This window comes from Pseudomonas sp. PSPC2-3 (assembly GCF_049898265.1).
Lineage (GTDB): Bacteria > Pseudomonadota > Gammaproteobacteria > Pseudomonadales > Pseudomonadaceae > Aquipseudomonas > Aquipseudomonas veronii.
In genome coordinates this window covers 1-22,226 of sequence record NZ_JAFCXJ010000005.1, presented here as the reverse complement: position 1 = coordinate 22,226, position 22,226 = coordinate 1, and the positions used below count along the sequence as shown (strand labels likewise).

Annotated in this window: 17 protein-coding genes and 1 pseudogene; 6 read left to right on the top strand and 12 right to left on the bottom strand. The window is 62.9% G+C overall.

Going from position 1 to position 22,226, the window contains the following annotated elements:
- Positions 1–96 precede the first annotated feature (96 nt).
- The 5 genes from ACP7E3_RS12720 to ACP7E3_RS12700 are packed head-to-tail and all read right to left on the bottom strand — an operon-like array spanning position 97 to position 5,827.
- Positions 97–855, bottom strand: coding sequence for an SDR family NAD(P)-dependent oxidoreductase (locus ACP7E3_RS12720; RefSeq protein WP_046487322.1), 759 nt, complete (start codon positions 853–855; stop codon positions 97–99).
- A 58-nt stretch (positions 856–913) separates the two neighbouring features.
- The gene (gene lpdA / locus ACP7E3_RS12715; RefSeq protein WP_128191487.1) at positions 914–2,311 is read right to left on the bottom strand and encodes a dihydrolipoyl dehydrogenase; all 1,398 of its coding nucleotides are present in this window, start codon (positions 2,309–2,311) and stop codon (positions 914–916) included.
- An 8-nt stretch (positions 2,312–2,319) separates the two neighbouring features.
- Positions 2,320–3,831: a 2-oxo acid dehydrogenase subunit E2 gene (locus ACP7E3_RS12710; protein ID WP_046383273.1), complete on the bottom strand. Its 1,512-nt coding sequence runs from the start codon at positions 3,829–3,831 to the stop codon at positions 2,320–2,322.
- A gap of 2 nt (positions 3,832–3,833) precedes the next feature.
- The gene (locus ACP7E3_RS12705; protein WP_046383272.1) at positions 3,834–4,853 is read right to left on the bottom strand and encodes an alpha-ketoacid dehydrogenase subunit beta; all 1,020 of its coding nucleotides are present in this window, start codon (positions 4,851–4,853) and stop codon (positions 3,834–3,836) included.
- Between the two features lie 11 nt (positions 4,854–4,864).
- A complete protein-coding gene (locus ACP7E3_RS12700; protein WP_046383271.1) occupies positions 4,865–5,827 on the bottom strand; it encodes a thiamine pyrophosphate-dependent dehydrogenase E1 component subunit alpha in 963 nt (320 codons plus the stop codon).
- Positions 5,828–6,037: 210 nt separating this feature from the next.
- On the opposite strand from ACP7E3_RS12700, the gene ACP7E3_RS12695 reads away from it, so the two are divergent.
- Positions 6,038–8,737 (top strand): LuxR C-terminal-related transcriptional regulator, encoded by a 2,700-nt coding sequence (locus ACP7E3_RS12695; RefSeq protein WP_046383270.1) that lies wholly within the window; start codon positions 6,038–6,040, stop codon positions 8,735–8,737.
- Positions 8,738–8,752: 15 nt separating this feature from the next.
- Here the strand turns inward: ACP7E3_RS12695 and ACP7E3_RS12690 are convergent, their stop codons facing one another.
- From ACP7E3_RS12690 to ACP7E3_RS12675, 4 genes are all read right to left on the bottom strand, one after another.
- Positions 8,753–9,301 carry a cupin domain-containing protein gene (locus ACP7E3_RS12690; protein ID WP_010563061.1) on the bottom strand — a complete coding sequence of 183 codons (549 nt, stop codon included), beginning with the start codon at positions 9,299–9,301 and terminating at the stop codon, positions 8,753–8,755.
- A 261-nt stretch (positions 9,302–9,562) separates the two neighbouring features.
- Entirely contained in the window at positions 9,563–10,843 is a 1,281-nt protein-coding gene (locus tag ACP7E3_RS12685) for an NAD(P)/FAD-dependent oxidoreductase (protein WP_232566566.1), read from the bottom strand.
- Positions 10,844–10,902: 59 nt separating this feature from the next.
- Positions 10,903–12,393 carry an aldehyde dehydrogenase gene (locus ACP7E3_RS12680; protein WP_426123250.1) on the bottom strand — a complete coding sequence of 497 codons (1,491 nt, stop codon included), beginning with the start codon at positions 12,391–12,393 and terminating at the stop codon, positions 10,903–10,905.
- A 33-nt stretch (positions 12,394–12,426) separates the two neighbouring features.
- The gene (locus ACP7E3_RS12675; protein ID WP_017845581.1) at positions 12,427–13,803 is read right to left on the bottom strand and encodes a glutamine synthetase family protein; all 1,377 of its coding nucleotides are present in this window, start codon (positions 13,801–13,803) and stop codon (positions 12,427–12,429) included.
- 265 nt (positions 13,804–14,068) lie between these two features.
- On the opposite strand from ACP7E3_RS12675, the gene ACP7E3_RS12670 reads away from it, so the two are divergent.
- The 5 genes from ACP7E3_RS12670 to ACP7E3_RS12650 all read left to right on the top strand — a co-directional run bounded on the left by ACP7E3_RS12670 (position 14,069) and on the right by ACP7E3_RS12650 (position 18,890).
- A complete protein-coding gene (locus ACP7E3_RS12670) occupies positions 14,069–14,830 on the top strand; it encodes a gamma-glutamyl-gamma-aminobutyrate hydrolase family protein (protein ID WP_057004033.1) in 762 nt (253 codons plus the stop codon).
- 245 nt (positions 14,831–15,075) lie between these two features.
- Positions 15,076–16,218 (top strand): ABC transporter ATP-binding protein, encoded by a 1,143-nt coding sequence (locus tag ACP7E3_RS12665; protein WP_046383267.1) that lies wholly within the window; start codon positions 15,076–15,078, stop codon positions 16,216–16,218.
- Positions 16,219–16,262: 44 nt separating this feature from the next.
- Positions 16,263–17,144, top strand: a complete 882-nt coding sequence (locus ACP7E3_RS12660) for an ABC transporter permease subunit (protein WP_162231507.1) — start codon at positions 16,263–16,265, stop codon at positions 17,142–17,144.
- Entirely contained in the window at positions 17,141–18,016 is an 876-nt protein-coding gene (locus ACP7E3_RS12655; RefSeq protein WP_057004032.1) for an ABC transporter permease subunit, read from the top strand. The genes ACP7E3_RS12660 and ACP7E3_RS12655 overlap by 4 nt, the downstream gene beginning before the upstream one ends.
- 349 nt (positions 18,017–18,365) lie before the next feature.
- Positions 18,366–18,890 carry a DUF2867 domain-containing protein gene (locus ACP7E3_RS12650; protein WP_046383264.1) on the top strand — a complete coding sequence of 175 codons (525 nt, stop codon included), beginning with the start codon at positions 18,366–18,368 and terminating at the stop codon, positions 18,888–18,890.
- Positions 18,891–19,102: 212 nt separating this feature from the next.
- Here ACP7E3_RS12650 and ACP7E3_RS12645 read toward each other — a convergent pair whose 3' ends face one another.
- The 3 genes and pseudogenes from ACP7E3_RS12645 to mhpE form a co-directional block, all read right to left on the bottom strand.
- Entirely contained in the window at positions 19,103–20,737 is a 1,635-nt protein-coding gene (locus ACP7E3_RS12645) for a methyl-accepting chemotaxis protein (RefSeq protein WP_046486945.1), read from the bottom strand.
- A gap of 114 nt (positions 20,738–20,851) precedes the next feature.
- A complete protein-coding gene (locus ACP7E3_RS12640; RefSeq protein WP_128191493.1) occupies positions 20,852–21,856 on the bottom strand; it encodes a CDP-6-deoxy-delta-3,4-glucoseen reductase in 1,005 nt (334 codons plus the stop codon).
- 10 nt (positions 21,857–21,866) lie between these two features.
- Positions 21,867–22,226 (bottom strand): annotated as a pseudogene (mhpE, locus tag ACP7E3_RS12635) (4-hydroxy-2-oxovalerate aldolase); the annotation flags it as partial.

Below are 22,226 nucleotides of genomic sequence, written 5' to 3'. Positions count from 1 at the left end.
ATGAGATCACACCGATAATGGCAGGTAACTCCAGGCACCCTCCCCGGGTGCCTTAGAGCACGTGGTGCTGTGCAGTGGCGCAAATCCTAGCCCGATTCAGGACACCTTCGGCTGCCCATCAGACGCCGTCACGCCCCCATCCACCGGCAAGTTCACCCCATTGACGAAACTCGCATCCGGGCTGGCCAAAAACGCAATCGCTGCCGCCACTTCGCTGGGCAAGGCCTCGCGCTGCATCGGGATGCGCTCGTTGAATTTGTCACGAATAGACTGCTCCCAATCCCAGGTCATCGCCGTACGCGTCAGGCTTGGGCATACCGCGTTGGCACGCACACCCTGGGCGCCGTGATCCAGCGCCAGGGCCCGGGTGAAGTTGACTACCGCGCCCTTGCTCGCGCAGTAGAACGCCGCGCCCCAGTCGCCGCCCAACCCAGAAACAGAGGCGGTGCTGACAATATTGCCCTTGCTTTGAATCAGGTGCGGCAACGCCAGCTTCGAGCAGAAAATCACCCCGTCGATGTTCACCGAGGCGATCTTGCGCCAGTCGGCTTCCGTGGTTTCAAGGGTGGTGCCGGGAATATGTACGCCGGCGTTATTGACCAGCACATCCAGCCGACCGAAACGCTCGATGGTTGCGTCGATCATCTGCTGTACAGAAGCCATGCTCGACACGTCGACCTTCACCGCCAGCACCTTGTCGACTGGTAGCTCGCTGGCCACCGCTTGGGCTTTTTCAAGGTTCCAGTCGGCCAACACCACATTCGCACCCTCATCGGCAAAACGCCTCGCGGTGGCTTCGCCGATGCCGGCTGCGGCGCCGGTGACCAATACGACTTTGTTCTGAAAACGTTGCATCGCTGCTTCCTTCTGCGGATGAACAATCGCGGTTCCAACACTCCGGAACCGCTGTCTTTTACTGATGCAGAGCCTTGCCACTGGCGGCCAACACCGCTTCGTGCATAGCTTCGCTCAATGTCGGGTGGGCGAAGATGACCTGGCTCAAGGCCTGGGCAGTCGCCTCCAGGCTATGGGCGATGCCAAAACCCTGGATCTGCTCGGTCACTTCCGGCCCAACCATATGTGCCCCCAGCAACTCGCCGCTGTCCGCATCGAAAATGGTCTTCACAAACCCCTTGGCCTCGCCCAACGCCAGGGCCTTGCCGTTGGCCTGATAGTCGAATCGGCCAATGTTCAGGTGCTTGCCGCTGGCCCTGGCCGCCGCTTCTGTCAGGCCCAGGCTGGCCACTTGCGGACGGGCGTAGGTGCACCCCGGAATAAAGGCTTTGTCCAGCGGGTGAACCCCGTCCACCCCGGCCAGTTTCTCGACACACAACACCCCTTCATGGCTGGCTTTGTGAGCCAAGCACGGCGCGCCAGCGACATCGCCGATGGCGTAGAGCCCGGCGACATTGGTGCGGCACCAGGGGTCTGTCTTGATAAACCCGCGCTCAATCTCCACCCCCAGCGCCTCCAACCCCAGGTCTTCAGTGTTGGCCTGAATCCCGGCGGCCAGCAGCACACGCTCCACCGCCAGCACCTCTTCGCGACCATCGGCCAGGCGCAAGGTGCAGCGCGCCTGATCGGCCTCACTGAATACTTCGGTCACAGTGGCCTGGGTCAGCACCCGGATACCGCGCTGTTCGAACTCGCGCTGCACCAGGCTGGCCACTTCCTGGTCTTCGACCGGCATGATCTGGCGCGCCACTTCCACCAGGGTCACGGCGCAGCCCAGGTCGTGGTAGAGGCTGGCAAACTCCACGCCAATGGCTCCCGAACCCACAATCAGCAAGGACGCCGGTACGGTCTGCGGCACCAGCGCCTCGAAGTAGCTCCAGATGCGTTGCCCGTCCGGCACTATCGCCGGCAGCGAGCGCGGCCGGGCGCCGGTGGCGAGGATGATGTGCTTGGCCCCAAGGGCCCGCTCACCCTCGCCCGAGGTGACACTGACACGCCCCTTGGCAGTCACGCGGGCACGGCCGTCAACCACCGTCACACCGTTTTTCTTGAGCAAATAGGCAATACCACCGGTGAGCGTTTTCGACACGTCCCGGCTGTGGGCCACCAGTTTCTGGATATCGAACTGAATGTTCTCGGCGCTGAAACCAAAGGCCTCCAGGTGCCGCAAGGTATGGGCCACCTCCGCGCCCTTGAGCATGGCCTTGGTGGGAATGCAGCCCCAGTTCAGGCAGATACCGCCCAAGTGCTGTTTTTCCACCAGGGCGGTATTGAGCCCCAGTTGCGCGGCACGAATCGCCGCCACATATCCGCCAGGGCCACCGCCGATAATCAGCACATCAAATTGATCGCTCATGGCAACTCCTAGACCAGCATCAGGGTGGGGTTTTCCACCAGGCGCTTGAGTTCCTTGAGGAAGGTCGCCCCCAACGCACCGTCGATAACCCGGTGGTCGCAAGACAACGACACGCTCATTTGCGTGCGTACCGCAGGTTGTCCTTCATGGGCCACCACGCGCTTTTCTCCGGCGCCGATGGCCAGGATTGCCCCTTGGGGTGGGTTGATAATCGCGTCGAACTGGCGCACACCGAGCATGCCCAGGTTGGAGATGCTGAAGGTGCCACCCTGGAACTCCTCGGGTTTCAAGGTACCGGCCTTGGCCCTGGTCGCCAGGCTGAGCATTTCCCCGGAGACTTCGGCCAGGCTCTTGCGGTTGGCCTGGCGGATGATCGGCGTGATCAGGCCACCGGGCAGCGCCACGGCAATGGAAATGTCTGCATCGCGGTAACGCCGTACTTCCTGGCGCTCGTCGTCGTATTGCACATTGACGTCGGGCACCTTGACCAGCGCCTGGGCGCAAGCCTTGATCAGCAGATCGTTGACCGAGATTTTCACCCCCGGCACCGAGGCGTTGATCTCAGCGCGCAATGCAAGCAAGCGCTCCAGATCAAAATCCGCATGCAGGCGAAAGTGCGGCGCATCACGTTTGGAGGCTTGCAGGCGCGCGGCAATGGCCTTGCGCATGCCGTTCATGGGCAGGGTTTCAAACGCCTCGCGACTATCAACCGTCGGCGCAGCCTGGGCCTGTGGCACCGCATCGGCGCCCCGGGCTTGGAGCACATCGGCCTTGCACACCCGACCGCGAGTGCCTGTAACGCGGCAGTCGTGGAGGTTGATGCCCCACTGCTGCGCCAGACGCCGGGCCACCGGTGTGGCGAGAACCTGGCTGTCATCGAGGCGCGAAGGTGCGGCCTGATTGGCTTTTTGCGCAGCCGCTCGGCTGGCGACTTGCCCGCCCTCGGCGCGCACTGCGGCTTCAATATCCGCCACGCTGATGCGCCCTTCACGGCCCGAACCAGGCACCCGGCTCAGGTTGATATTGAGCTGCGCCGCCAGTTTCAATGCATGGGGCGTGGCGAACAACGCTTCGTCACTGGCGCCCAGCAACGCCTGTGGCACCTGCCAGGCACCCGGCGTCTTGACCGACGGTTGCGACGCAGCGGCCGGCGCGCTGGCGGCCAACTTGACCAGCGGTTGTGCCGTGGTCTCAGCGGGTACCGATTCAGAAACTGGCGCCGGCTCAGCGACGCCACGCTGCGCCAGATACGCATCGATCTCGGCATCGCTGACCGAAGCGTCGGCGACAATCCCCAGCACACCGCCCACGGGAATGGTTTGCCCCGGTTGCGCCACTTTGCGCCGCAACACACCGGCAAAAGGCGCCTGCATCACGTTGGAAATCTTGCTGGTTTCAATCTCGCAGACTTCCTGCTGCGCGGCGAAGCTGTCGCCTTCCTCGATCAGCCAGTCAGTCAGCGTGCCCTCTTCCATCGACAGTCCCCATTTGGGCACTTCGATTGCGCGGATATCACTCATGGTCAGCCCTCCATCACTTTGCGAACGGCGGCTTCGATGCGTTGTACGCTAGGGATCCACGCTTGCTCCAGCACCGGTGAGAACGGAACCGGGGTGTGCGGCGGCGTGACCATGATGATCGGTGCCTTGAGGTGGTAAAACGCCTGGGACACGATCAGCGCGGCAATGTCATGGGCAAAGCCGATGCGCGCGGCCGACTCGTCGACAATCACCACGCGCCCGGTAGAGGCCACGGATTCAAGAATGCCCTCTTCGTCCAACGGCGACACGGTGCGCGGGTCCACTACCTCCACAGAGATCCCTTCAGCCGCCAGTTTGTCCGCCACCTCATTGGCTTTGTGCACCATGGCTGCCAGGGCAATGATGGTGACGTCGGTGCCTTCGCGGGTGTAGTTGGCGACGCCAAAAGGGATGGTGTAGGCGTGCTCGGGCACTTCGCCCTTGATGTCGTAGAGGATCTTGTGTTCACAGAACACCACCGGGTCGTCATCGCGGATCGCCTGGATCAGCAGGCCTTTGACGTCGTAAGGGCTGGACGGCACCACCACCTTGAGGCCCGGGGTGGTCGCGAAGATGTTGTAGGGCGACTGCGAGTGCTGGGCGGCCGCGGAGAACCCGGCGCCAATCATGCCGCGAATCACCAGCGGGGCCTTGGCCTTGCCGCCGAACATGTAACGGAACTTCGCCGCCTGGTTGTAGAGCATGTCGTGGCACACGCCGAAGAAATCCATGAACATCAACTCGGCCACCGGCCGCAGACCGGTCACCGCTGCGCCTGCGGCCATGCCGACGATCGCCGACTCGGTGATCGGTGTGTCGATCACCCGGGACGAGCCGAACTGGGTCCACAAGCCTTTGGTCACCCCCAGCACGCCACCGAAGGCTTCGCCCTTGCTGCCGACCTCGGCGGTACCGGCCTGGCCGCCGCAAACGTCTTCCCCGATCAACACGACGCGCGGATCGAGTTCCATCTCCTGGGCCAGGGCTTCTTTGACTGCTTCACGAAAAGTACGAATTGCCATATTCCAAATCCTCAGTAAGAGACGTAAACGTCGGTCAGCAGGTTGTCCACCGATGGGTAATCGGCGATGCGAGCCTTGGCCACCGCGTCATCGACCTGGGCCTGGACCTCGTCATCGATGGCTTGCAGTTCCTCTGCGGATATTTGCCCCTCGACTTGCTTACTGAAAATTTGCAGCGGGTCGTTGTCTCGGCGCAGGCGCTCCACTTCGCCGTCGGCGCGATACAGCATCGGGTCGCCTTCGAAATGCCCGTGCCAGCGGTGGGCAACAGCCTCGATGGCACTCGGGCCTTCACCATTGCGTGCCCGCTCCACCGCGACGGCTACGGCTTCGTAGACGGCAAAGAAGTCGGTACCGTCGACCTTCACCGCAGGCATGCCGAAGCTGGCGGCGCGGTTGGCGATATCCCGGCCACCGACCGCGTAATCGTGGCCGGTGGCCTCACCGAAACCGTTGTTCTCGAACACGAATACCGTTGGCAACTTGAGCACCACGGCCATGTTCATGGCTTCAAATACCAGGCCTTGGTTGGAGCCACCGTCGCCGGTGAACGACACCGCCACATTGCGCGTGCCCAGGGTTTTCGCCGTGAGTGCGGCGCCAATGGCCAGAGGCGGTGCGCCGCCGACGATGGCGTTGGCGCCCAGCATGCCCTTGCTCAGGTCGGCAATGTGCATGGAGCCGCCCTTACCCCGGCACAGGCCCGACTCCTTGCCAAAGATCTCCGCCATCATGCCGTGCAGGTCACAGCCCTTGGCGATGCAGTGGCCGTGACCACGGTGAGTCGAGCCGATATAGTCAGCGTCTGTCAGGTTCTCGCAGACGCCAACGGCGATTGCTTCCTCGCCGCTGTACAAGTGGATGAAGCCGGGGATATCCCCAGTGGTGTTTTCCTGGTGCAGCCGCTCCTCGAACACGCGAATCTCGCGCATCTTGCGATAGGCCTGAAGCAGTTTTGACTTGCTAAGCGACATGGGCTCGCCCTCATCTCTGGTTTTTTATAGGGGGGTCGATGACCTGAATCAGGCGACCGACGATGGCGTGGCGGTACGGTAAGAGGCTCTGGCCGATGCCATAACTACCCGGATGGGGGGGCGGTAATTGCCGCTTGAGGGGATTAACCTTGCAAAACGAGGGTCTACAAAAATAATGATCGATACTCGACCACACCAAGACGACCATCCATGGATCACCTGACATTGCCTGCCTACAGCCAGGGCGCGTTCAGCCTCCGTCATGGCTTGCCGCTGATCAGCACCAAGCTCGGCCCGCCCCGCGCGGCCGGCACCCTGCTGAGCCGCTCGCGCCTGCTGGAAAAACTCGACCTATTGCACGAACGCAGTCTGGCACTGGTGTGCGGCGCGGCCGGTTTCGGCAAGACCACCCTGCTCAGCCAATGGCGCCAGTGCCTGCTCGACCAGGGCCACAGCGTGGCGTGGTTGAGCCTGGACGAGCAGGACGATAGTCCCGAATACTTTCGTCGTTATCTGCTGGCCGCCCTGCGCAGCGCCGACCCGGCCTTGGCCGATTTGACCGGCGACCTGCAGCCGTCCGCACAAGGCTTTATGCGCGCCTTGATCAACCAACTCAACCTGCGCCAACAGCCGCTGTATTGGGTGCTAGACGATGTGCATCTGGTCCGCCATCAGTTGATAGAGCAAGACCTGCTCGAACTGGTGCTGCACGCCCCCGCTTGCCTGCACCTGTTGATAGGCAGCCGTAACGCCGCGCAATTGCCCTTGAGCCGCCTGCGCGCACGCAACCAACTGGTGGAAATCGACGCCAACGCGTTGCGCTTCAACCTCGACGAAGCAGCGGGCTATTTTTCCCGCACCACCGATCTCAAGCTGGACACCGCCGACCTGCAACGCCTGCTGAGCCTGACCGAAGGCTGGATCACCGGGATCCAGATGGCATCCTTGGCACCGCCCACCGGCAGCGACCCGGTGCGCCGCTGGGCACATCTGGAACGCGGATCGCGGGTGATCGGTGGTTATCTGCAAGACGTGGTGCTGGAGCCTCTGCCGCCCCGGGTGCAGAGCTTCCTGCTGCACACCTCGATCCTCAATCGCTTCACCGCGTCTTTGTGCAACGCCATTACCGGGCGCGAGGACGGCGAACAGATGCTAGGGTTCATCGAACAGCACAACCTGTTCATTTGCTCCCTCGATCCCCAGGGGCATTGGTTCCGCTACCACGCGCTGTTTGCCGAGACCCTTCACCAGCGCCTGTCCGCCAGCAACACCGATGTTGCCCAACTGCATCAACGCGCCAGCAACTGGCTGGCCGCCCATCAATACTGGGCTGAAGCCATCCGCCATGCCTTGGCCGCCGGACAACTGGCCAACAGCACCACCTGTGCCGACAAGGGTGCCCAGTCCCTCGCCGAAGAAGGCGATATCGACACCCTGGTGCGCTGGCTGCAAAACCTGCCGCTGAGCGCCTTGTCGCCCCTGGACGAGCAACGCATCGACCTGCAACTGAACCTGAGCTGGGCCCTGGCCCACCACTTTCGTTTCGACGAATCACGGCAGTTGCTGCTCGACCTGCACCCGTTGCTGGAACAGCCCGGCGTCAGCCCGCGCCTGCTGATCAAACGCCAGGTGATCTGCGCGATCAACGAGTCCTTCGCCGAACGCATCAGCCAGGGCCTGGAGCATGTGGAACCGCTACTGGCGCAGTTGCCCAGCGGGGATCGCTGGGTCGATGGCCTGGTGTGCAACATCCTCAGTTACGACTATCTGGTGCGCGGGCGTTATCAGGATGCGCAAGCCGTGCAAAGGCACATGCCATGCCCGGCGACGCCTTCGGAGAACCTGTTTGTCAGTGTCTACCGCGCTTTTATTCTGGGCCTGAGCCATGTCCGCCAGGCGGACCTGGAGAGCGGCGAGCACTATTACCGCCAGGCCCTGGTACACGCCGAGCAACTGACAGGGGCGCAATCGAGCGGCAGCGCCACCCTCACCGCGCTGCTCGCCGAACTGTGGTACGAACGCGGTGACTGGCAGGCCTTGCACCGCGAACTGCAGCCACGGCTGCGTCAGGTGGACGCGATTGCGCCGCTCGATGCCCTGTTCAGCGCCTACCGCGCCCTGGCCCGCAGTGCGTTACACGCAGGCGACTACAGCCAGGCGCATCGTTTGCTGGAGCACGCCCAACAACTGGCAACGCTACGGCGCTGGCCACGCCTGCAAGGGTTGCTGCTGGCCGAACAGATTCAGGCGCACCTTCACAGCAACGCCCCGTCCCAGGCCCGCCACTTGCTCCAGCAACTGGCCGACTTGAGCAGCCACCACCGGGCCGAGGCACCTTTGCACCAGGCCCTTGAGCGCAACCATCGAGTCAGCCATGCGTGTGTATTGGCCAATGACGGCAAACATGGCGAAGCCGCCCGCACCTGGGCACTGCAAGTGGATGAGGATGAGCGCGGCGGGCAAGTCCTCGATGGCTTGCGCGCACGTACGCACTGGGCGCTGAGCCTGTGGCGCGATGGCCAGGGCAAACAGGCGATGGAGGTGTTGCTGCCGGTGCTGGATACCGCACGCCGCCAACATATGAAACAGACATTACTCGACAGCGGCGCCGAGCTGACGGACCTGCTCAGCGCCCTCAAGGATCTCAAGGCACCGTTCAAAGACTACATACAAAGCCTGCTGGACTCGACGCCCATCACCGAGCCTGACCTGGGCTGTGCCCTGAGCGAGCGCGAAAGCCAGACGCTGTTGCTGGTGGCTCAAGGGCAATCGAACAAGGAGATCGCCCGCAGCCTGGACATCTCCAGCGAGACCGTGAAATGGCATTTGAAGAATCTCTACGCCAAGCTCCAGGTCACCAGTCGCATCCAGGCCATGAGCCGGGCCCGGGAGCTTAGTCTGCTCGATTAGGCGCCGGGCGCTGGCCTAGAAGTTCGCCGGGGTATTCGCGCTGATGATTTCCGCCTCATCCTGCCCGATATTGCGGAACCTGTGGGGCAAGGTGGTGGGGAAGTAATAACCATCCCCCGGGTTCAATATGCTGACCTGGCCATCGACAGTGAGTTCGACGGTGCCACGGGTGACGAGGCCGCACTCCTCGCCTTCGACATGCACGATCGGCTCTTCGCCGGAACTGGCGCCGGGTGCGTACTGCTCGCGCAGAAAGCGCATCTGGCGGCTGGGGATCGGCGCGCCCACCAGCAGCAGGCGCAGGCCGTCGCGACCCAGGTCGGGCTGTTCGTTGGCGCGGAAGACGTATTGGTGTTCGCGTGGCGGCTGGTCGAAGGTGAAAAAGTCCGCCAGGGACATGGGGATGCTTTCCAGCAGCTTTTTCAGGGAACTGACGGAGGGACTGACGCGATTCTGTTCGATCAGGGAAATGGTGGCGTTGGTCACGCCGCTACGACGGGCCAGCTCGCGCTGGGAGAGTTTGTAGCTTTCGCGAACGAGTTTGAGTCGGGTGCCCGTGTCCATAGCTGCCTTATATAAGGGGTGAGTGTCGTGATGTTTATTGGTTGCGATAGCGCTGCAGGAGCTGGGGCGAGCGCGGGCAGGCAATGTTGCGAAATTCGCCGATTACCCGACCCGGAAACCTGAAAGGCGGCTATTAAATCACGTTTGCGGGTGGAGCTGTAGCGCTGCTGAATATGCCTGCATGCGCAAAAAAAGCAAGCCCGCGGCCGCGGCCGAAGGTGGCGTGGGCCGGGGGCTCGCGGCGCGTGTGTGGCTGACCGGTCAAATACCGAGTCGGTCGCGCAGGGCGTAGTAGGCGGCGCCCATGGCCGTCAGCGGGGCCTGGAAGGTGCGGCCGCCGAACATCGGCATGTGCGGCAGCGAGGCGAAGGCGTCGAAGCGTTCGGCGTCACCGCGGATCACTTCGCTGATCAGCTTGCCCGCGAGGTGCGAACAGGTGACGCCGTGGCCGCTATACCCTTGCATGTAGTAGGCGTTCTTTTCGATACGGCCGAATTGCGGCATGCGCGACATGGTCAGCAGGAAGTTGCCGGTCCAGCGGTAGTCGATCTTGACGTTTTTCAACTGCGGGAAGGTCTTGAGGATCTTCGGCCGGATCAGTTGTTCGATGTCGTCCGGCTCGCGGGCGCCGTAGACCACGCCGCCGCCGTACAGCAGGCGGTTGTCAGCGGTCAGACGGTAATAGTCGAGCAGGTAGTTGCAGTCTTCGACGCAGTAATTGTGGGTAATCAGGCTGCGTGCCACTTCCTCTGACAGCGGCTCGGTGACCACGATCTGCGAGCCGCAGGGCATGCTTTTGCGCGTCACCCGTGGGTCGAGATTCTGCGGCAGGTAGGCATTGCCGGCGATCAGCAGGTACTTGGCGCGAACCACACCCTTGGCCGTGCGTACCACGTTGGGTTCGCCGTAGGTGATTTCCTCGGCCGCCGATTGTTCGAAGATCTTGCCGCCCAGGCCGATAATCGCGCTGGCTTCGCCCAGGGCCAGGTTCAGCGGATGGACGTGGCCGCCCTGCTTGTCCAGCAGGCCGCCGATGTAATTTTCACAACCCACTTCGCCTGCCATGTCCTTGGCGTCGAGCAGTTGCAGGTTGCGGTTGCCATAGCGCTCCCAACTGCTTTTCTGTTCGACCAGGCCTTTGAGCTGTTTTTTGTTCAACGCGGCGAAGATCCCGCCCGGGCGGTAGTCGCACTGGATGTCGTAGTGCTGGATGCGCTGGCGAATGATCTCGGCGCCTTCGAACATCATGCTGCCGAGGATTTCGGCGCTCTTTTCGCCGTAGCGCTGCTCGATGACATCCACGTCACGGCTGTAGGAATTGACCAGTTGCCCGCCGTTGCGCCCGCTGGCGCCAAAGCCGACCTTGGCCGCTTCGAGCACGGTGACGCTGTAGCCGGCTTCCGCCAGGAACAGCGCCGACGACAGGCCGGTGTAGCCGGCGCCGATGACACAGACATCACACTCGACCAACTCTTCAAGCACAGGGAAGTCGCCGGTGTGGTTGCGGGTCGCGGCGTAATAGCTGTTTACATGGGGTTGCATGGTTAGGACTCCCTGGCGACTGGCCGGCACGCGCCGGCAATCGCCGTTGTTATTTGGGCTTAGAGCTTGATCCAGGTGGCTTTGAGCTCGGTGTACTTGTCAAAGGCGTGCAGCGACTTGTCGCGGCCATTGCCCGACTGTTTAAAGCCGCCGAACGGCGCGGTCATGTCGCCGCCGTCGTACTGGTTGACCCACACGCTGCCGGCACGCAGGCCCCGGGCAAAGCGGTGGGCGCGGCTGAGGTCGGCGGTCCACACTGCGGCGGCCAGGCCGAAGATGCTGTCGTTGGCGATCGACAGCGCTTCTTCTTCGGTGTCGAAGCTGATCAGCGACAACACCGGGCCGAAGATTTCTTCGCGGGCGATGGTCATGGCATTGGTCACGCCGTCGAAAACCGTCGGTTCCACGTACTGGCCACCGGTGTCTTGCAGGGCGCGCTGGCCGCCAACCAAGAGTTGGGCGCCCTGCTCTTTGCCGATCTCGATGTAGCGCAACACGTTGTCCAGTTGCCGCTGATCGACCACTGCACCGACCTTGGTCGCCGGGTCCAGTGGATGCCCCGGCTTCCAGGCCTGGAACGCCTCCACCAGCAGCGCAATGAAGGGCTCGCGGATCGACCGCTGCACCAGCAGGCGCGAACCGGCCACGCAGACTTCGCCCTGGTTGAAGGCAATCGCTGCAGCCGCAGCGGCGGCGGCACCGCGCAAGTCCGGGGCATCGGCGAACACCACATTGGGGCTCTTGCCACCGGCTTCCAGCCACACCCGTTTCATATTGCTCTGGCCGGAATACACCAGCAGTTGCTTGGCCACCGCGGTGGAGCCGGTAAAGGCCAGCACATCCACATCCCTATGCAGGGCCAGCGCCTTGCCGACGGTGTGACCGTAGCCCGGCAGCACGTTGAACACGCCTGCGGGAATGCCGGCCTCAAGCGCCAGTTGGGCCAGGCGAATGGCGGTCAGCGGCGACTTTTCCGAAGGTTTGAGGATGAACGAGTTACCCGCCGCCAGGGCCGGCGCGAACTTCCAACTGGCCATGATCATCGGGAAGTTCCACGGCACGATGGCCGCGACCACGCCGCAAGGTTCGCGGGTGATCAGGCCCAACTGGTCGTGGGGCGTGGGCGCCACTTCGTCGTAGAGCTTGTCGATGGCCTCGGCGCTCCAGCGGATCGCGTTGGCGGTGGCCGGTACGTCGATGGCCATGGAGTCGCCAATCGGCTTGCCCATGTCGAGGGTTTCCAGGAGCGCCAGTTCTTCCTGGTGTTCGAGGATCAGATCGGCGAAACGGATCAGCACGCGCTTGCGCGCCGCCGGGGCCTGCAAGCGCCAGATCCCGGATTCGAACGCCTGGCGTGCAGCGATTACCGCGGCGTCGGCGTCGGCCTCATCGGTGCTGGCGACCGTGGCCAGAAAACGCCCGTCCACCGGGCTGATGCTGTCAAAGGTTTCGCCGCTGGCGGCCCAACGGTATTCGCCGCCGATAAAGGCCCGGCCTTCAAGGTTCAGGGACTGGAAGTACTGCTCCCAGTCGTTGCGATGCTTGGTCATAGGGTGTGCTCAACGCAAAAAGTGGGAGGGCCGTCAGACCGTGTGCAGGTACCAGTTGTACTCAAGGTCGGAGATCGAGTTTTCGAACTCGGCCAGTTCGCTTTCCTTGCACGCGACAAACACGTCGATGTACAGCGGGTCGATGTACCGGGCCATGACCTCGCTGTCGTCCAGCTCGCGCAGGGCGTCGCGCAGGTTGTTGGGCAGGCTCTGCTCGTTCTGTTCGTAGGAGTTGCCTTCGACCGGCGCCCCCGGCTCGATCTTGTTGGTCAGGCCGTGGTGGATACCGGCCAATACCGAGGCCATCAGCAGATAAGGGTTGGCGTCGGCGCCGGCCACCCGGTGCTCGATACGCACGGCATCCGCCGCGCCGGTCGGCACGCGCACGGCCACGGTGCGGTTGTCGATGCCCCAGCTCGGCGAGTTCGGCACATAGAACTGCGCACCGAAGCGGCGGTAGGAGTTGACGTTCGGGCAGAGAAACGCCATCTGCGCCGGCAGGGTTTCCAGCACGCCGCCGATGGCGTGACGCAGGGCGTCGTTGGTCTCGGGGTCTTCGCTGGCGAAGATGTTGTTGCCCTGTTTGTCGAGGATCGAGATGTGTACATGCAAGCCATTACCGGCCTGGCCCGGGTAGGGCTTGGCCATAAAGGTGGTGTCCATCTCGTGGTCGTAGGCGATGTTTTTCACCAGGCGCTTGAGCAGTACCGCGTAGTCGCAGGCTTTGATCGGGTCGCTGACGTGGTGCAGGTTGACCTCGAACTGCGCCGGGGCGCTTTCCTTGACGATGGCGTCGGCAGGGATGCCCTGCTCTTTCGCGCCTTCGAGGATGTCCTGCAGGCAATCGACGTATTCGTCGAGGTCATCGATCAGGTAGACCTGGGTCGAATGCGGGCGCTTGCCGGAGATTGGCGAGCGCGGCGCTTGCGGACGGCCGTTCACGTTGTCCTGGTCGATCAGGTAGAACTCCAGCTCGAACGCGGCGCAAATGGTCAGGCCCAGTTCGTCGAACTTGCTCACCACCTGGCGCAGCACTTCCCGTGGGTCGGCGAAGAACGGCTGGCCCTCGAGTTCATGCATGGTCATCAACAGCTGCGCGGTGGGGCGCTTCTGCCAGGGCTCGATGCTCAGGGTGTCGGGGATCGGGTAGCAGATGCGGTCAGAGTCGCCGATATCCAGGCCCAGGCCAGTGCTTTCCACGGTGGAGCCATTGATGTCCAGGGCAAACAACGACGCGGGGAGGTTGATGCCTTTTTCATACACCTTATGCAAGGCGGTGCGTTCGATACGCTTGCCGCGCACCACGCCATTCATGTCTGCAATCAGCAGATCGACGTACAGGACCTCCGGGTGTTTTTTCAGAAAGGCGTTGGCTTCGTTGAGCTGAACGGTACGCAGTGGGACCGACATGATGCACCTATGTGTTAATTATTATGTTCAAAGCTGTTTCGTGGCAGCAGTCAATCCGAAAGCCAAAGTGAAGTCAATAGCGAGAACGGGCACCACACGTTAATTATATTGGTAGCTATAGCACCAAAATTGGGCACCAACCCAACCAATCAACACAAACACACTCGCAAGCGTTTAGAATTTTTTACATTGAAGTTGTTAATTAAAATCAACGGAGATAAGCTCTGGAAAAACTCGTTCCAGCGTGAATTTCGAGGTGATAAAAATGGCACTCAAGCCATTGATCGGTGTTACAGCGTGCGTCAAAGAGATTGGCTTGCACCCCTACCATGTCAGCGGCGACAAGTATTTGCGTGCTGTCAGCGTCGCGGCCCTCGGGCTGCCGGTGATCATTCCTTCCCTGGCGGACCTCTGCGAGATCAAGGACCTGCTGCACTACGTCGACGGCCTGCTGTTCACCGGCTCGCCGTCCAATGTCGAACCCTTCCACTATCAAGGCGCTCCCAGCGCGCCGGGCACCGCCCATGACCCGCAACGCGACGCCACCACCCTGCCCCTGTTGCGGGCTGCGGTGGCGGCCGGCGTGCCAGTCCTCGGCATCTGCCGCGGCTTCCAGGAAATGAACGTGGCCTTTGGCGGCAGCCTGCACCAGAAGGTGCATGAACTGCCGGGCTTTATGGACCACCGCGAAGCCGACGACCCGCGCCTCGACGTCCAGTACGCCCCGGCACACCCGGTGGCGATCCAGCCCGGCGGCATGTTCGAGGCCATGGGCCTGGCCGGCGAGATCCAGGTCAACTCGATCCACAGTCAGGGCATCGACCGCCTGGGTGACGGCCTGCGGGTCGAGGCCCTGGCCCCGGATGGCCTGATCGAAGCCGTTTCCGTGGAGCACAGCCAGGCGTTTGCCTTTGGCGTGCAGTGGCACCCGGAATGGCAGGTCCTGTCGAACCCGGCCTACCTGAGTATTTTCCAGGCCTTTGGCGATGCCTGCCGGCAACGTGCCGCGCAGCGTCAGCGCCTTTGACACCAGGCGGCCCGCACCGGGCCGCCAGCACTCGCTTTACCGATTGACACGCCCTGCCCACGCGGCGCGCGCACCTGTGTGCGCCTGCCGTGCGGCGTGAACGGCAATACCCGAACAACAACAAGCAAGGCCAGGCAGCCAGGACGGCGGTGCCGAATAAACCTGCATTGCACTGAGGGTGCAGGTTTGCAATCAACCTTATTACGTCAGGCCGCATTGGCCCGACGACCTGTTGGGAGTTTCACATGGCAAACGCCTCCAGCATTTATCGCAAGGCACTGGAAGGTCATCAGCAACCGCAAAAGGTGCTGGTGAAGATCGACCGCGTGACCAAGAAGTTCGACGAAACCGTGGCCGTGGACGATGTGTCCCTGGAGATCCACCAGGGCGAGATCTTTGCCCTGCTCGGCGGTTCGGGTTCGGGCAAATCCACCCTGCTGCGCATGCTCGCCGGTTTCGAACGGCCCACCGAAGGCCGCATCCTGCTGGATGGCGTGGACATCACCGAGATGCCGCCCTATGAGCGGCCGATCAACATGATGTTCCAGTCCTATGCCCTGTTCCCGCACATGACCGTGGCCCAGAACATCGCCTTCGGCCTCAAGCAGGACCGCCTGCCAGCCGGCGAGATCGAGGCGCGGGTCGAGGAAATGCTCAAGCTGGTCCACATGACCCAATACGCCCGGCGCAAACCCCACCAGCTCTCCGGCGGCCAGCGCCAGCGCGTGGCCCTCGCCCGCTCCCTGGCCAAACGCCCGAAATTGCTGCTGCTCGACGAACCCATGGGCGCCCTGGATAAAAAGCTGCGCTCGCAGATGCAACTGGAACTGGTGGAGATCATCGAACGCGTCGGCGTGACCTGCGTGATGGTGACCCACGACCAGGAAGAAGCCATGACCATGGCCCAGCGCATCGCCATCATGCACTTGGGCTGGATCGCCCAGATCGGCAGCCCGGTGGACGTTTACGAAGCGCCGGTGAGCCGCCTGGTCTGCGAGTTCGTCGGCAACGTCAACATCTTCGACACCCAGGTGGTCGACGACGCCGAAGGCCACGCGGTGCTCAAGTGCGCGGACCTGGACCGCAACATCTACGTCGGCTACGGCATCGCCACTTCGGTGGAAGACAAGTCGGTGACCTACGCCATCCGCCCGGAAAAGCTGCTGGTCACCACCCAAATGCCGACCTGCGCGCACAACTGGTCCAGCGGCAAGGTCCACGACATCGCCTACCTCGGCGGGCACTCGGTGTTTTACGTCGAGCTGCCCAGCGGCAAGATCGTCCAGTCGTTCATGGCCAACGCCGAACGCCGTGGCTCCCGACCGTCCTGGGGCGACACTGTGTACGTGTGGTGGGAAGACGACAGCGGCGTGGTACTGCGGGCATGAGTACATCGACCATGAGCACTTTCCATCAAGCGTTGATCCGTGTGCTGCCCAGCGGTCGCAAGCTGGTGATCGGCATTCCCTTCCTCTGGCTGTTCCTGTTTTTCATGCTGCCGTTTTTCCTGGTGATGAAGATCAGCTTCTCCGAAGCGACCGTCTCGATTCCGCCGTATTCGCAGATCTACGGCTTCGTCGACCAGAAACTCCAGGTGCTGCTGAACCTGGGTAACTACAGCCTGCTGGGTGCCGACGAGTTGTACATCTCGGCCTACCTGGGCTCGCTGAAGATCGCCCTGCTCAGCACGCTGATGTGCCTGCTGATCGGTTTTCCCATGGCCTATGGGATTTCCAAGACCCGCAAGGAAATGCAAAACGTATTACTGCTGCTGATCATGATGCCGACCTGGACCGCGATCCTGATCCGCGTCTATGCCTGGATGGGCATCCTCAGCAATAACGGCCTGCTCAATGCGTTCCTGATGGGGTGCGGCCTGATATCGAGCCCGATTGAAATCCTCAACACCAACACGGCGGTCTACATCGGCGTGGTCTACGCCTACCTGCCGTTCATGGTGCTGCCGCTCTACGCCAACCTGGTCAAGCACGACCAGAGCCTGCTGGAAGCCGCCTCGGACCTGGGTTCGAGCAACTTCAACAACTTCTGGAAAATCACCGTGCCGCTGGCCAAGAACGGCATCGTCGCCGGCTGCATGCTGGTGTTCATTCCGGTGGTCGGCGAGTTCGTGATCCCGGAACTGCTGGGCGGCCCGGAGACCCTGATGATCGGCCGCGTGCTGTGGCAGGAGTTCTTCAACAACCGCGACTGGCCGGTGGCGTCCGCCCTGGCGGTGGTGATGCTGGCGATCCTGATTATTCCCATCGTGCTGTTCAACCGCAGCCAGGCCAAAGAAATGGAGGCACGGGCATGAAGCGTTTCAGTTTTTCGACCCTGATGCTGGTGCTCGGCTTATTGTTCATCTACCTGCCGATGCTGATTCTGGTGATCTATTCGTTCAACGCCTCCAAGCTGGTGACGGTCTGGGGCGGCTGGTCGCTCAAGTGGTACCTGGGGCTGTTGGACAACACCCAACTGATGGGTTCGGTGGCCCGCTCCCTGGAGATTGCCTGCTACACCGCCGTGGCCGCCGTGGTCCTGGGCACCCTGGCCGCGTTCGTGCTGACCCGGGTCACCCGCTTCAAGGGCCGGACCCTGTTCGGTGGCCTGGTGACCGCGCCCCTGGTGATGCCGGAAGTGATCACCGGGCTGTCGCTGCTGCTGCTGTTCGTGGCGATGGCGCAGATGATCGGCTGGCCCATGGAACGCGGCCTGGTGACGATCTGGATCGCCCACACCACGTTCTGCGCCGCGTATGTCGCGGTGGTCGTCTCGGCACGCCTGCGCGAGCTGGACCTGTCCATCGAAGAAGCCGCCATGGACCTCGGCGCGCGGCCACTCAAGGTGTTTTTCCTGATCACCATCCCGATGATCGCGCCGTCGTTGGCAGCGGGCGGCATGATGTCGTTCGCCTTGTCCCTGGATGACTTGGTGCTCGCCAGTTTCGTCTCCGGGCCTGGCTCCACCACCCTGCCGATGGAGGTGTTCTCTGCCGTGCGCCTGGGGGTCAAGCCGGAGATCAACGCCGTGGCCAGCCTGATCCTGATGGCGGTGTCGCTGATGACGTTCATGGTCTGGTATTTCAGCCGCAAGGCCGAAGCCAACCGCAAGCGGGCGATCCAGGAAGCCATGGACCAGACCGCCAGCGAAACCTGGCAGCCGCAACGCACGCCCGCGACGGCCTAGGCCGTCGTGTGTTACCCCAAATGAACCCCTGCGCACCTTCACTCGGCGCGCCCCGCTTCCGTTCCCGTCGCGCCTTACCACCGCGACCATTGCTGTGAACGGCTTCACCCGGCTCCCTCGGTCAGGGTGAACCCCTTGGCGCCTTCGGGCGCCTTTTTTGCGTTCAGTGGGCCGACAAAGCGCCTGATCCCCTGGGCTTTTCATTGGTGCGCGGCACTGAGCAATTAAAAAGCTTGAGGATGCCCTGCACTTTCTGGCCCACTTGATCCTGCGCTCGTGCGAACCCGGCACCTCGTGGAACCCAAATGACAACGCCCTACCCACCCTACATGGCCTTCGGACACCCCTTATGAACGCCAGCGTCAGCCACTGCGCTCTCCCGCTCGACTCAAGCATTGCCCGCCATGCCATGGGCGCCAGCTTCATCGATTGCCAGAGCACCTTCGCCGATGACCGCGAGCGCAGCGCGTTGCGGCATGGGCTGCGGCTGATGGCCCGGACACCGGTCTGGATCGACCGATTGATGGCGCTGCGCAATCGACTGGTGCAGGTGTTTGGCCTCAAAGACCTCGGCAGGCTGACACGCATCGACCTTGAGCGTGCGGACGCCGACTATCGGCCCGGCGACCGGGTGGGGATTTTCACGCTGGTGTCGCAAACCCCCGACGAAGTGCTGCTGGTCGACCAGGACCGGCACCTGGATGTGTACCTGGCCATCAACCTTATGCCACTCGACGCGCAAGGGGCGCGCCGGGTGGTGCTCTCCACCGTGGTCCGGCCGCACAACTGGCTGGGCCGCCTGTATATGCTGCCGGTGGCGCCGTTCCATCGCTTTATCGCGCCACGCATGCTGGCCATGCTCAATCAGCGCTAGCGTGGCGTTCGGCGCGGGGCAGCCTCAACGAGGGAGATCGGTCCAGCCGGGAAATCCCGGCTCGAGGGTGGCGATACTGCCGTCATGCATATACGCCGGCCCAACTCGACTTTGACCATGGAGCCCCCCGCAACGCCTGACGAACCTCGTCAACAGGCACAAGCGGGCTTAGACAAACGCGGTCATGCGCGATCCGCAGCAACCAGCCGCCTTCAGAGCCTGAGCTGCTCGACCTGCCCTTCCAGCACCCGTGCCAACTGCCGCAACGCGTCGCTGGAATCACGCGTGCTGACGCTGGACGCGCCGCTGACCGTCACCAGCGTATGGATGCGCGCCAGGGTGCGGCTGATTTCATCCGCCGTCACCGCCTGCTGCTCGGCCGCACTGGCGATCTGCAAGGTCATGTCGCTGACGGTCGCGGCCGACTGGGTGATCCGCTTCAAGGCGTCGCCCGCCCGCGCCGAGATCTCGACCGGCACACGTGCCGTTTCGACGTTTGCGACGATGCGCTCCAGCGCCCCACGGGCACCTGACTGCACCTGCTCGATGATCTGCTTGATCTCCACCGTGGAGGCCTGCGTGCGCTGAGCCAAGGTCCGCACCTCATCGGCGACCACCGCAAACCCCCGCCCATACTCGCCCGCCCGCGCGGCTTCGATTGCCGCATTGAGCGCCAGCAGGTTGGTCTGCTCGGCAATCGCGCTGATCACATCCAGCACACTGCCGACTCGGCTGGAGTCAGCCTCCAGTTGCTTGACCAGTGCATGGGTGCCGAACAGCGCCTCGACCAATTGCTGGATAGCGTCGATGGTCGACTGAACGATGTGCTGCCCATCGCTGGCCTGCCCTTCGGCCAGCCGCGTGGCATCTGCCGCCACGGCGGCGTTGCGTGCGACATCCTGCACGGTGGCGACCATTTCATTCATGGCGGTGACCAGGCTGTCGGTTTCCAACAGTTGGTGATCGAGGCTGGTCTGGGTAGCCGCTGTGACCTCGCCGAGGTCGTCACTCAAGCGCAACACCTGCCCGCTGGCCACTGCCGTGCCTCGACTGACTTCATGGGCGGCATGGATCAAGCAGTTGACACTGCGTGACAGTTGCGTGAGTTCGTCATTGCCAACGGCGGGCAGCCGTATCGTCAGGTCGGTTTGCCCGCTGACCGCTGCCCCCAGCACCTCGACCGTCTCACGCAGCGGCCGGGTAATGCTGCGGATGATCATCCAGGCAAACAGCATCAACCCGAGCAGCACCACGGCGCTGATCCATGCCGGCGCCACCAACACGCGGTTGACGACCCGTTGCACATCGCTGGGGTAGATGCCGCTCGCCACCACCCAGCCCCAGGGCTTGAACAGGCGCGCCTCAGACAGTTTGTATTCGGCCGGCGCGCCATTGGCACGGGGAAAGTAGTAATCCACCAACACCCGCCCCTGCTCGCGCGCGCCCTCCACGAACTGGCGGGAAAACGGCTTGCCGTTCTGGTCCTTGAAGTCGCCCAGCGCCTTGCCCACCAACGCTGGCGCCGTCGGGTGCATGATCATCCGATAGTCCAGGTCGAGGATCAGCAAATAGTTATCGCCCAGGTAGCGCAGGGTTCCGACCACCTCGGCGGCCTGGCGCTGGGCCAACGCCAGGCTCATGTGGCCGTTTTCCACTTGCCCGGCGTAGTACGCAAGGATCGAATTGGCGGTGTTCAGCGCGGTGTCGACGCCCGCCATTTTTTCTTCGAGCAACGAGCGCTGCAGCAACAGGCCCAGCCAGATGGCCAGACAAATGATCAACACGCCCAGGCCAACCACCAACGCGCCAATACGCGTGGTGATGCGCCATTTTCTAAGATTCAGCACGCAAGCCTCTCAGGATTCTTGTTGTTGGACAGGCAAGCAAACCGGCGGCCTCGGGGAGCCGCCTGATTCACCTGGCCTGGGGGCACGCACGCTAAAAACGCGCACGGTCAGGCTCTAGACGAAGGCGTCGGCATAGAAGTCGGCCGCCTCCAGTTGCCGCAACTCGACGTAGTCGCGCCGCGCTGAATCAACCACGATCGGCGCGCCACAGGCATACACTTCAAACCCCTTGAGGCTCTGGAAGTCGCTCAGCACCTGGCGGTGGACGAAGCCGGTCGCGCCCTGCCAATCACAGGCCGGGGTAGGATCGGACAGCACCGGGGTGTAGCGCAGCCACGGCAACTGGGCCTCCCAGGCCAGCAACTGTTCATGCCGATACAGATCCTCACGGCGCCGGCCGCCCCAGTACAGGTAAACCGGACGCCGGTTGTGCCCCTGTTCGCGCAGCTGTTCGAGCAAGGCCTGGATCGGCGCAAAACCGGTGCCGCTGGCCAGGAAGATCATCGGCCGCTCGCTGTCGCGCAGGTAGAACGAGCCGAACGGGCCTTCCATGCGCAGGATGGCCTTGGGTTGCAAGGCGTTGAACACATGCCCGCTGAACACCCCGCCGGGCATGTGCCGGATGTGCAGCTCCAACTGGTTGTCCCGTGGGGTGTGGGTGGCCATCGAATAGCTGCGCCGGCTGCCATCCTTGAGCAACACCTGCACGTACTGGCCCGGAAAATAAGTAAACCCGGCGCCCGGGGCGAGTGTCAGCCGCAGCACTGCAACGTCACTGCTGACCTTGTCGAGGCTGGCCACACGCACGCCCATCTGCTGGATGCCGATACCGCGCAACGCCGTCACTTCCGGCGCCTCGATCACCAGGTCGGAGCGCGCCGTGGCGCAGCAAAACAGCGCCAACCCCTGCGCCCGCTCGGCCGCGCTGAGCACCTCCAGCGGGCTGTCGCCGTGCTCCACTTCACCGCTGAGCACCTGGCCCTTGCAACTGCCGCACGTGCCGGTGCGGCAGCTGTGCTTGAGCATCAGGCCGTCAGCCAGCGCCGCGTCCAGCACGGTTTGTTCAGGCAGTAGCGGACAACTCAGGCCGACCGGAAGAATCTGCAGTTGATAGCTCATGCGCGCCTCCTCAGTGTGTGTGCTTGCCAGCGGCCAACAGGTCCAGCGCGACGTCGACGATCATGTCTTCCTGGCCGCCGACCATCCGGCGTTTGCCCAGCTCGACGAGGATGTCCACGGTCTTCAAACCGTACTTGGCCGCAGCGATTTCGGCATGGCGCAGGAAGCTCGAATAGACCCCGGCATACCCCAGCGCCAGTGACTCGCGGTCGACCCGCACCGGCCGATCCTGCAACGGCCGCACGATGTCATCCGCTGCGTCCATCAAGGTGTAGAGGTCGGTGCCGTGGTTCCAGCCCAGGCGTTCGGCGGCGGCGATGAACACTTCCAGCGGCGCGTTGCCGGCCCCGGCGCCCATGCCGGCGAGGCT